We start from the raw sequence: 10,979 nt of genomic DNA on the forward strand, positions 1-10,979 counted from the left end.
TGACGCGTCTGCGGTCGATATAACGGGCTGAAGCCCCGAGCCGCAGCCGGAATCGGCCGCGCATCGTCCGGCTCGGGACGTCGAACCCATTCAGGTCTGGAAGGTATGCAAGTAGAGAAATTCATGACGAGCCGTGTCGTCACCATTGGCTTCGATGACACGCTCGCGACCGTGCGCGAGATTTTCGCCGAAGCGAGCTTTCATCATCTGCTCGTGGTCGAAGACGGCAAGCTGCAAGGCGTCGTCTCCGATCGCGACCTGTTGCGCGCGATCAGCCCGTTCATCGACAGCGTGGTCGAATCCGCGCGCGATCTCGGCACGCTCAACAAGCGCGTGCACCAGATCATGAGCCGCAAGCCCCTCACGCTGCGGCCCGAGTCGAGCCTCTCCGACGCCGTGGCCCTCTTTTTGTCCAACAAGATTTCGTGCATCCCGATTGTGGATGCCGAATATCGTCCCGTTGGCATCGTGAGCTGGCGCGACGTGCTGCGCTATCTCGTGCCGATGGACGAGGGCGAGGCGGGTGCGGAGCCAGCCAGCGCGTGATGCGGATTGATTCGTACGCGTCCCATATATTGGTCTGTATTACGAAGCGTTGCTAACGGTCGTACTTCTTTGCAGCAAACCATAAAGTTCGCAAGCTCTCCTGCCGTTGTTATGTACTGGGCGCTTAATCAGCCTGAACGCCCGGGCTGCACTGGACAAGCGCACCGGAACAATCAATGAAAAACGACTGGGCCACGCGCGGCCTCCAGAGCCGCGCGCCCCACGGAAGAGAGACCAGGAATGCTTCACAAGCTGTCGATACGCGCGAGCCTGACCCTGATGATCGCCTTCTTCGGCATCGTCCTGATCGTCGGCGCCGCCACAGGACTCCTGTCGATGCGAGCGGGCAACGAGTCGCTGCGCACCATGTACACCGTCAATACGCCGGCCGTCGCCGACCTCGAAGGCAGCGCCGGCCAATTGCTGCGTCTGCGCCTCGCGCTCGCCACCAACGCATCGCTCTCCGATCTCGGCGACCACGATGCCGCGGACGCGGTGCTCAAGCGCTACGACCAGTACCTGAAGAACTCGAACGAGCGTCTGGACCACTATCTGTCGATTGCGAGCGGAGAAGGCGAGGCGCAGGATCTGATCGCCGACATGCAGGCCAGGCGCAACAGCTTCCTGCACGATGGCCTCGAGCCGGCGCTGGCGGCGCTCAAGGCCGGCGACAAGACCGCATTCCAGGAACTGCAGGGCCACAAGCTGCCGTCGCTCTACAGCAACTACGAAAAGGCGATGCTCGTACTCGAGAAGCGCCAGATCGACCTCGGTGCGCAGCGCTACCAGGAAGCGCAGGACCGCTTCAACGCAGTGAGCGTCGCGGTGGGCGTGGGCATGGTGCTCTCGCTGCTGTTCGCGTGGATTGGCCGCGCCGCGCTCATGCGCGCGATCGTGCATCCCGTGGACGCGGCCATCGCCCAGTTCCAGCGTATCGCCGCGGGCGACCTGAGCGGCACAGTGCAGACGACGAGCAACAACGAAATGGGCCGCCTGCAGGCCGCGCTGCGGCAGATGCAGGATGCACTCATCAAGACGGTCAGCAGCGTGCGTGAAGGCGCGCTGTCGATCGACAAGGGCGTGAGCGAGATCGCGGCGGGCAATACGGACCTTTCGCAGCGCACCGAGGAGCAGGCTGCCTCGCTCGAGGAAACGGCGGCGAGCATCGAAGAGCTGACCTCCACCGTCAAGCAGACCGCCGAAAACGCACGCCAGGCCAGCACGCTCGCCGAGGGCGCTTCCGGCCTCGCCGCGCAGGGCGGCGCGCTTTCGCGCGAAGTGGTCGGCACGATGCAGGACATCGTGGGCGACTCGCGGCGCGTGGGCGAGATCGTCGGCGTGATCGAGGGCATTGCGTTCCAGACCAACATCCTCGCGCTCAACGCGGCGGTGGAAGCGGCGCGCGCGGGCGAGGAAGGGCGCGGCTTCGCGGTGGTGGCGAGCGAAGTGCGCTCGCTCGCGCAGCGCAGCGCCGCGGCGGCCAAGGAGATCAAGGAACTGATCGAGTCGTCGACCTCGCGCGTGGAAACGGGCGCGGGCCTCGTCGAGCGCTCGGGCTCGACCATGAGCGAAATCGTCGAAGCGATCGCGCGCGTGAGTGCGATCATGAACGAGATCGCATCGGCGGCGGCGGAGCAGAGCACGGGCATCGATCAGGTCAACGTCGCCGTGGGACAGATGGACCTCGTGACCCAGCAGAATGCGGCACTCGTTGAGCAGGCAACGGCTGCCGCGTCGTCGCTCGAAAACGAAGCGCACCGGCTGAACGCCGCGGTTTCGGTGTTCCGCGTCGGCCGCACCGGGTAACGCAAACGCTGCAGGGTGTGATCCGCCGGTTATAGTCGTGTATTCACGACTGCGGAGTGCCAGCACCATGCAGCTTCTCGATCACGTTTCGATCGGCGTGCCCGATCTCGACGCTGCGCGTCCCTTCTACGATGCGATCATGAATGCGTTGGGTGCGCTCAAGGTCTACGACCGCCCCAACGCGCTCGGCTACGGCGAGCGTTGCGACGCCGCCGAAACGCAGTCGTCGTATCTTTCCATCTACCTGGACGCCAGCGCCATCGAGCCGAACAAGCGGCACTGGTGCTTCAAGGCCGCTACACGCTCGCAGGTCGATGCGTTCCATGCAGCCGGTCTCGCTGCGGGCGGCCGCTCGGATGGCGATCCAGGCTTGCGGCCGCATTATCACGCCGACTATTACGCCGCCTTTCTCATCGATCCTGCCGGAAACCGGGTCGAGGCCGTGTGCCATACTGCCTCGGCCTGAAGTTGCGCCTCACGCGAGGCGCGGGAGATGGGGACATGCCGGGCACTGGCAAATACTGGTTTCGAGCCAAACGCTATGGCTGGGGGTGGGGACTTCCGCTCACCTGGCAGGGGTGGGTGGTGCTCGTGGCGTATGTCTTGTCGATTGCCTTGAGCGCGGTACTTTTTGAACCGCACGGGCAGCCGTACGCATTCGCGGCATTCGTGATACTCGCCACGCTCGCGCTTTCGGCGGTCTGCTGGCTCAAGGGTGAGCCGCCTCGCTGGCGCTGGGGCAAGGACCGCGAGTGAGCGTCTCCTCCCCTGATGCGTTCAGCGAGCGCGAACGTGCGCGAGGTGCTGCGCGCATCGTTCGCAGCCGCGCGGGCAAGCGCGTTTTCTTGCCGCTTTGCACCATGAAATCAGCACGTTATCCGTATGTTACCTGTCATCGTTTTTCCCGATTGAGCGTGCAAAGGCGGGTGATACTGTTGGGGGCACATTCTTCAAAGCAGCTTTGAAGCGGGCAGATGTTCTTCAACGATCCAGGCGAATCGGAGATGCATGATGTCCTGTAACGGCGTGTGGCGAAACCTTCATCGCGTAGCGGCGACGGGTATGGTGGCGGCAGGGCTGGGCCTCGCGGCCGGCGCGCATGCCGCGGGCGACCCGATCAAGATCGGCGTGATCAGCGAGGAGTCCGCGGTGGCGGGCGCCTCGATCAGCAAGGCGGCGCAGCTCGCCGCGGACGAGATCAACGCGAGCGGCGGCGTAGATGGCCGGCCCATCCAGATCATCGCCTACGACGACCACTCGTCGGCCTCGGACGGCGTGCGCGCGTTCCAGCGCGCCGCGACCCAGGACAAGGTCGTCGCCGTGATCGGCAGCTATATCAGCGAAGTGGCGCTCGCCATGGAACCCTGGTCGGCGCGGCTGAAAATGCCCTTTATTACGCCGGGCGCGGCGAGCAACGATATTTCGAAGCACGTTCACGACGACTACGACCACTACAAATACACGTTCCACGGCTGGATGACGTCGGCATTCATCGCGCAGTCGATCTGCGATTTTTCGCACGATATTCTCGTCGGCCAGTTCAAGATGAAGTCGACGGTCGTGATGAGCGAGGACGCGGCATGGACCAAGCCGCTCGACGAGCGCTTCATGGAATGCCTGCCCAAGGCCGGTCTTCAGGTGCTGGATCATATCCGCTTCAATCCGGATACTTCGGACTTCACACCAATTTTCAACCAGATCGAGGCCAAACACCCCGATACGATCACCACGGGCATCAGCCACGTGGGCGTGCAGCCGACGGTGCAATGGCACGATCAGCAGGTGCCGATCCCGATGTCGGGCCAGAGTTCGCAGGCCACGACCACGAGCTTCTGGAAGGACACGAACGGCGCGACGGAGGGCGTGATCACGGCTTCCGCCGCGGCACCGGGCGTGGCGATCACGCCGAAGACGGTGCCCTTCGCGGATGCGTACCAGAAGAAGTTCGGCGTATCGCCAGCGTATTGCGGCTTCTCGACCTATGACCTCGTGTACATCCTCGCGGATGCGATCAAGCGCAACAAGGGCTCGACCGATCCGGACCAGATGGTCGCCGCGCTCGAGAAGACGGATTACGTCGGCACGATCGGGCGCTGGGAATTCTACGGCAAGAACGACACGTTCACGCACGCGCTCAAGTACGGCCCGGGCTACATCACCGGCATCAACCTGCAGTGGCAGGACGGCAAGCAGATCGCGATCTGGCCCAAGTCCGTTGCAAACGGCAAGGTCAAGTTCCCGACCTTCATCAAGCTCCAGCAGGCTAGCGCAAACTAGCTTCGCGTAGTGCGTCGCGCGGTGCGGCCCTTCGTCTGACGATGGGCCGCATGGCGCATGTTGCGACACGCCAATCCACCTGAAAGGCCGGGCATGCTGCTCTTGCAGATCCTCATCGACGGCTTTGCCATCAGTTCGCTCTACGCGCTGGGCGCCATCGGCTTCACGCTGATTTTCGGCGTCTCCGGCATATTGAATCTCGCGCATGGCGGTGTGATGCTCGTCGCCGCGCTGATGGGCTGGATGCTCGCGGGGGAGGCAGGGCTCGGCACCTATCTCGGCACGCTGCTTGGCGTGGTCGCCGGTCTCATCGCGGCCTATGTTACCTACCTGATGGTGGTGCGGCCTATCCAGCGTTCCGCCGCGATTCCGGCCGAAGAGAAGGAAATCTTCGTGCTCACCGGCACCTTGCTGTGGGGCATCATGATCCAGCAGGGCATGGCCTGGCTCTTCACCGACAACCCGGTGACGATGCGCCCGCTCATCGGTGGCGTGGCGATGATCGGCAGCGTGCGCGTGCCGTTCAACGAGATCATGATCGCCGTGGTCTGCTGGGCCGTGATCGGCCTCCTGTGGCTCTTCGTGAATCGTACGCGCGCGGGCAAGGCGCTGCTCGCCGCCTCGATGAATCCGCGCGGCCTCACGCTGCTCGGTTTCGAACTCTCGCGCATCTATCTGCTCGCGTGGACCATTTACGGCGTGCTGGCGGGCATTGCGGGCGTGCTGCTGGCGTCGTTCCTCGGCGTGAGTACGAACAACGCCGGGCAACTCACGGCGAGCGCGTTCTCCATTGTCGTGCTGGGCGGGCTCGGCAGCGTTTCCGGATCGTTGATGGCCGCGTATGTGGTCGGCTATCTGGAGACCGTCACCGCGTATCTCGTTGCGCCGACGCTGCGGCCGCTGCCGGCGCTGCTGCTGCTGGTGCTCGTCGTCTATGTGCGGCCCCAGGGCTTCCTGGGCCGACGCTAACCGAGCGAAGGGAGCACATCGACATGTCCGGTCTTCTTCGTTCGCGCGGGCTGTGGGTGGCCGTGTTGCTCGCCGTTGCGGCGGCCACGCTGCCGTGGTGGATGTCGGGGTACATCCTCGGCGTGCTCACGGTCGCGTATTACTTCGGCGTGTTCGCGATGTCGTGGGACCTGCTGTTCGGTTTTGCCGGCGAGGTGAATTTCGGCCCGACGTTCCTGATCGGCCTCGGCGCCTATTCGGCGGCGATCATCGACGCCCATTGGGGGCTGCCGATTCCTGTCTGCGTGATCGCGGGCGGCCTCTTCGCGCTGGTCGGCGGCCTGCTGCTCGCGGTGCCCGCGCTGCGGCTGCGCGGCCCGTACTTCGGCCTCGTCACGCTCGTGGCCGTGCTGCTGCTGCAGAACGCCATCGTGATTTTCGCGGGCGTGACGGGCGGCGAGATCGGCATGATGGTGCCCGACGTGATGTCCGTCGACGCCAACCACAACTACTGGATCGCGCTGGCGTTTCTGGTCGTCTGCGCGATCCTGCTGTTCGGTCTCTCCCGCTCGGCAATCGGCCTCATCTTGCAGGCGAGCGGCCAGGACGCGACCGGTGCGCAGGCGCTGGGCTTCAACGTCACGCGGCACAAGCTCGTGGCCTTTTGCATCAGCGCCGTGTTTTCGGGCGTGGCCGGCGCGATGCTCGTGTTCTATCAAGGCACGGCTTCGGTGAGCACGGTGGTGGACCTGAGCGTCGGCGTGCAGATCATCATCGCGGCCGTGCTCGGCGGGCGCCGCACGATACTCGGCGCCGTGCTCGGATCGATCTTCCTGATCGTGGCCGGCGAATTCCTGCGCCCACTTGGCCAACTCAACACGTTCGTCGTCGCGGCCGTCGCGCTCGCGGCGCTGCTGTTCTTTCCGGACGGCCTGCTCGGCAACTTGCTGCGTACGAGGGCCCGCCAATGAACGACACGCCGCTGCTCTCGGTACGCGGGCTGACCAAGCGCTTTGGCGGTCTCGTCGCGGTGAAGGACATCGGCTTCGACATCCGGCCCGGCGAGATCCTGGGCCTGATCGGCCCCAACGGGTCCGGCAAGTCGACGGTGATGAAGCTCATCATGGGCATCGAGCGCCCCAACGCGGGCTCGGTCAAGGTGAACGGCGTGGAGATGGCCGGCTGGGCGCCGCACCGCATTGCGCGCGCCGGTGTGGGCATCGTGTTTCAGCATTCGCGCCCGCTGCATCGGCAAACGGTGCTGGAGCACATCAAGCTCGCACTGCTGCCCGACTCGCTCGTCAAGCTCGCGGCAGAGCCGCATGTGCATCAGCGCGCGCAGGAGATTGCCGCGCGCGTGGGTCTGGCCGCCGTCATGCACCGGCACCCTGCCACGCTGCCGTTCGCGGACCTGCGCCGCATGGAGATGGCGAAGGCGATAGCACGCGACCCGCAGGTCGTGCTCGTCGACGAGCCCTTCGCAGGACTCACGGTTGCGGAATCGGAGGCATTCTCCGAGCTGATTCGCGGTTTTCGCGCGGAGGGGCGCGCGGTGCTGCTGGTCGATCACAACGTCAAAAGCCTTTCAGCGCTCGCCGACCGCGTGCTCGCGATGTACCTCGGCGAGCACGTTGCCGAAGGCACGGCGGAAGAGGTGATGCAAAACGAAACGGTGCGCCGCGTGTATCTGGGCAGCAAGCTGGAGCTGCGTCAGCGCTCGAGCGTCGCGGGCGAGGCGAAGCGCGCCATCCTCGAGGTTTCGGACTTGCGCGTGCTGTACGGCAAGGCATGCGCGCTCGACGGCGTGAGCCTCCACGTGCGCGAGGGCGAGTTCGTTTCGGTGGTCGGCCTCAACGGCGCGGGCAAGACCACGCTCTTCAACGCGCTCTCGGGCCTCTTGCCGTACGAGGGGACGATCCGCTTCGACGGGCGCGATCTGAAGGGCATGAGCGGGGCGGCCGTCTCGCGCGCGGGCCTCGTGCAATGCCCGGAAACGCGCGAGCTGTTCGGCGACATGACGGTGCGCGAGAATCTCGAACTCGGCGGCTATCATCTCTCGGACGACGTGCGCAAGAAGCAACTCACCTGGCTCTACGACCTCTTTCCGATCCTCAAGTCGCGCCAGAGCCAAACCGCGCGTACGCTTTCGGGCGGCGAGCAGCAAATGCTGGCCATTGCGCGTGCGCTCATGCCTCAGCCCAGGCTGCTGATACTCGACGAGCCGACGCTCGGGCTCGCACCCGTGATCCTCGAACAGCTTTCGAAGGCGCTGGACGCGCTGCAGCAGTCCACGCCCATTACGGTGCTGCTGGGCGAGCAGAACGTTCGCTTCGCCCTGCCGCACGCAGACCGCGTTTATGTGCTGGAACATGCGCGCATCGTCTGGGAGGGGAGCGCTTCGCGCTTCGAGACGGAGATGGGGCGCGGCTTTCTCGAAGCGGTGCCCACGACCGTTCCTCATGCACTGACCTCGGGCGCGCCGCGTTGAAGGCCACGCGCGGCATGCGCGCGCCGCGTCTTCACGCCTGAGCTTCTGCCTCGGTCTCGGCCACGGCCTCTGCGCTTTCAGGCTCCAGCACTTTCACGTCGTGCAGCCACCGCGTGGCCTTGGCGATGGCCCGGGAAAGCCGCGCCACCTCGTTCAACTGCTCGATCACGTCGTTGGCGAAGCGGAAAAGGAACGCCGCGCCCTCGTTGCGCAACTGCAGTGCGGACATGATGCGCTGGCGCGCCGAGTCGGACTGCGCTTCGATTTCCGGCTTGGCGTTGACGATGCCCGTCACGACGTCGGCCTCCGGGTGCGCGATCATCTGCACGGCAAGCGTGAAACGCTCGATGACGGACCGGGCGAATTGCACCAGCTCAGGGTTGTTCGCCAACACGGTCACGTCCGCGCTTTGCGCGGCGCGCCTCTGACTCAGCGCGAGCATGCTCGTGGTGGCCACTTCCCGGATGGCGTCGAGGCAGGTGGCAATTCGCGCGAGATCCACCAGTTGCCGGCCTTCGTCGTCGCTTTGCACGGCATCCGAGAGCTTGCCGATATAGGTGAGTATGGCAGTGCTGAGCGAGTCCGCCGCCTTGTCTTCGTTCGACACCGTGGAAAGCGCCTGTGTGGAGCTTTCGACCAGCAGCGTGGCGCTATGCTCGACGAGAATCTGCACGAGCTTGCCGAGCGAAGCCAGTTCGAGTTGCACGCGGGCAATGGCGAGCGCCGGCATTTCGACCAGCGTTTCATCGAGGTAACGCGGCACGCCGGGGTCCTGCCACCCTTCGCGGCGCGCCGGGGCCAGGCGTTCGGCGAGTTTCGCAATGGGCCCCGTGAACCAGATCAGCACGAGGGTGCTGAACACGCTGAACACCGTGTGTGCATTGGCGGCCTGCCGCGGCGTTTCCGCCGCGAGGCGCGCAGCGCCGGTCAGCTCGGGCGCGGAAGGCGAGATCATGCGCACGAAATCGGCGAACTGCGGAATGACGAAGGCGAAGAACAGCACGCCAAGCACGTTGAAGATCAGGTGGACGATACCGACTTGCGCCGCCTCCGCCGACTTGCCGATTGAAGCGAGCAGCGCCGTGCCACAGGTGCCCACATTGGCGCCGAGTATCAGCGCAATGCCCGACTCGAGCGGAATGAGCCCCTGGCTGCCTAGCGCGATCACGATCGCGAGCGTGGCCGCCGAGCTTTGCACGATGGCCGTGAACACCGCGCCGATCACGATGCCGATGAGCGGATTGCGCATGTTCTGCATCGCGTCGATGAACGGCTGGTAATCGCGCAGGGGCCGGGTCGCGTTGCCCATCATTTCGATGCCGAGAAACAGCAGGCCGAGGCCGAGCAGCGCGCCACCCAGTTCGCGCAGCGTTTCGCGCTTCGCGAAGCCATAGAGCAGGAAGCCGCCGCCGAGCATGAACGGCGTGAGCGCGGAGATATTGAACGCGATGATCTGCGCGGTGAGCGTCGAGCCGATATTGGCGCCCATGATCATCGGGATGGACTGCATCAGCGTCATGAGCCGCGCGGAAACGAAGCCCACCAGCAGTACCGTGGTGATAGTCGACGAATTCAGCAGCGCCGTGATGCCGGCGCCCGCAAGCACGCCGCGAAAGCGGTTGGCGGTGAGCGAACCCAGCAGCGATTGCAGGCGCGCGCCGGCGATCGTTTTGAGCGCGCCCGTCATCAGATCCAGCCCAAACAGGAACAGGGCGAGCCCGCCCACCAGCAGTCCGGTCACCTCGACCAGGTTCAGGTTCGCACCAGGCAGCATGGCATTGGGCCCTCGCTCTCGGGACGGGACGAAACGATTCTACGCGTCATGGTACTGCCTTGTTGGCGCGCCGCGCGGTTGCGGGCTCACGGACTTCTTCAGCGCCGGTATCGAACGAATGACGAGCTTCTCCAGCTCCACCACGAGGAAGAAGAGGATCGCACCCGCCACGAGCCAGAGCCAGGTCGAGAGCGGCAGGGACTCGGTATTGAACACCGCGTGAAAGGGCAGCGTATAGGTGAAAAGAATCTGCAGCACGACGACAGCACCGATGCCGTACCAGAGATACGGATTGCCCATGTGCGCCCGCACCGACAGCGCTGAATTGAGCAGCGAACGGCTATTGAGCAGATAGAAGACTTGTCCCAGCGTAATGGCGTTGACGGCGGCCGTGCGCGCCATCGAATCCGCCACGCCCTGCGACTTCATCCAGAAGAATGCCGCGAGCGTATAGAGCACGAGCGTGGCGCCGACAAAGAGAATGCGCCACACGCCGAATGGTGTGACGATAGGACGGTCGATCGAGCGCGGCGGCCGCTGCATCACGTCGTTCTCGTGAGGCTCGAAGGAAATGACGAGGCCGAGCGCGACGGACGTGACCATGTTCACCCACAGCACCTGCGGCGCGGTGATCGGCAGCACGAAGCCGAACAGGATCGCGATGGCAATGACGGCGCCCTGGGCGATATTGGTGGGCAGCATGAAGAGCATGGCCTTTTCGATGTTGTTGTAGACCGTGCGCCCCTCCTTTACCGCCGCCGAGATCGAGGCGAAATTGTCGTCGGCGAGGATCATGCCCGCGGCTTCCTTCGTGACTTCCGTGCCCTTGATGCCCATCGCCACGCCGATGTCGGCCTTCTTGAGCGCGGGCGCGTCGTTCACGCCGTCGCCCGTCATGGCGACCACCTGCCGGTTGGCCTGGATCGCCTTCACGAGCCGCAGCTTGTGCTCGGGGCTCGCGCGCGCGAACACATCCACGTCGCGCACACATTCCTGCAGCGCGGCGTCGTTCATCGCCTCGATCTCGGTGCCCGCCACGGCCGTCTTGCCGTCGCCGATGCCGAGCATGCCCGCGATCGCAGCGGCCGTGACCTTGTGGTCGCCCGTGATCATCGTCACGCGGATGCCGCCGCCGTGGCA

At 64.8% G+C, this 10,979-nt stretch carries 10 protein-coding genes; 8 read left to right on the forward strand and 2 right to left on the reverse strand.

Annotation, left to right across the window (positions count from 1 at the left end; genetic code table 11):
- Window positions 1-105 precede the first annotated feature (105 nt).
- The 8 genes from AB4Y43_RS35910 to AB4Y43_RS35945 all read left to right on the forward strand — a co-directional run bounded on the left by AB4Y43_RS35910 (window position 106) and on the right by AB4Y43_RS35945 (window position 8,065).
- Window positions 106-546, forward strand: coding sequence for a CBS domain-containing protein (locus AB4Y43_RS35910; RefSeq protein WP_368729945.1), 441 nt, complete (start codon window positions 106-108; stop codon window positions 544-546).
- A gap of 240 nt (window positions 547-786) precedes the next feature.
- Window positions 787-2,352 carry a methyl-accepting chemotaxis protein gene (locus tag AB4Y43_RS35915; RefSeq protein ID WP_069267036.1) on the forward strand — a complete coding sequence of 522 codons (1,566 nt, stop codon included), beginning with the start codon at window positions 787-789 and terminating at the stop codon, window positions 2,350-2,352.
- A gap of 67 nt (window positions 2,353-2,419) precedes the next feature.
- A complete protein-coding gene (locus AB4Y43_RS35920) occupies window positions 2,420-2,818 on the forward strand; it encodes a VOC family protein (protein WP_069267035.1) in 399 nt (132 codons plus the stop codon).
- Between the two features lie 35 nt (window positions 2,819-2,853).
- Complete coding sequence (locus tag AB4Y43_RS35925; protein ID WP_342949383.1) at window positions 2,854-3,108, forward strand: hypothetical protein; 255 nt, start codon at window positions 2,854-2,856, stop codon at window positions 3,106-3,108.
- A 255-nt stretch (window positions 3,109-3,363) separates the two neighbouring features.
- The gene (locus AB4Y43_RS35930; protein ID WP_069267058.1) at window positions 3,364-4,629 is read left to right on the forward strand and encodes an ABC transporter substrate-binding protein; all 1,266 of its coding nucleotides are present in this window, start codon (window positions 3,364-3,366) and stop codon (window positions 4,627-4,629) included.
- A 93-nt stretch (window positions 4,630-4,722) separates the two neighbouring features.
- On the forward strand, window positions 4,723-5,598 hold the full coding sequence (locus AB4Y43_RS35935) for a branched-chain amino acid ABC transporter permease (RefSeq protein WP_069267033.1): 876 nt from the start codon (window positions 4,723-4,725) through the stop codon (window positions 5,596-5,598).
- Window positions 5,599-5,621: 23 nt separating this feature from the next.
- Window positions 5,622-6,548 (forward strand): branched-chain amino acid ABC transporter permease, encoded by a 927-nt coding sequence (locus AB4Y43_RS35940; RefSeq protein WP_342949384.1) that lies wholly within the window; start codon window positions 5,622-5,624, stop codon window positions 6,546-6,548.
- Window positions 6,545-8,065, forward strand: a complete 1,521-nt coding sequence (locus AB4Y43_RS35945; protein WP_342949385.1) for an ATP-binding cassette domain-containing protein — start codon at window positions 6,545-6,547, stop codon at window positions 8,063-8,065. Before AB4Y43_RS35940 ends, AB4Y43_RS35945 begins: the two co-directional genes overlap by 4 nt.
- Window positions 8,066-8,096: 31 nt before the next feature.
- Here the strand turns inward: AB4Y43_RS35945 and AB4Y43_RS35950 are convergent, their stop codons facing one another.
- Complete coding sequence (locus AB4Y43_RS35950; protein ID WP_069267030.1) at window positions 8,097-9,839, reverse strand: Na/Pi cotransporter family protein; 1,743 nt, start codon at window positions 9,837-9,839, stop codon at window positions 8,097-8,099.
- Between the two features lie 39 nt (window positions 9,840-9,878).
- Window positions 9,879-10,979: HAD-IC family P-type ATPase (locus AB4Y43_RS35955; RefSeq protein ID WP_368729946.1), on the reverse strand; the 1,101-nt coding region annotated here is incomplete at its 5' end.

Origin of the sequence: Paraburkholderia sp. BR10872, assembly GCF_040965835.1 — a bacterium.
Classification (GTDB): domain Bacteria; phylum Pseudomonadota; class Gammaproteobacteria; order Burkholderiales; family Burkholderiaceae; genus Paraburkholderia; species Paraburkholderia nodosa_A.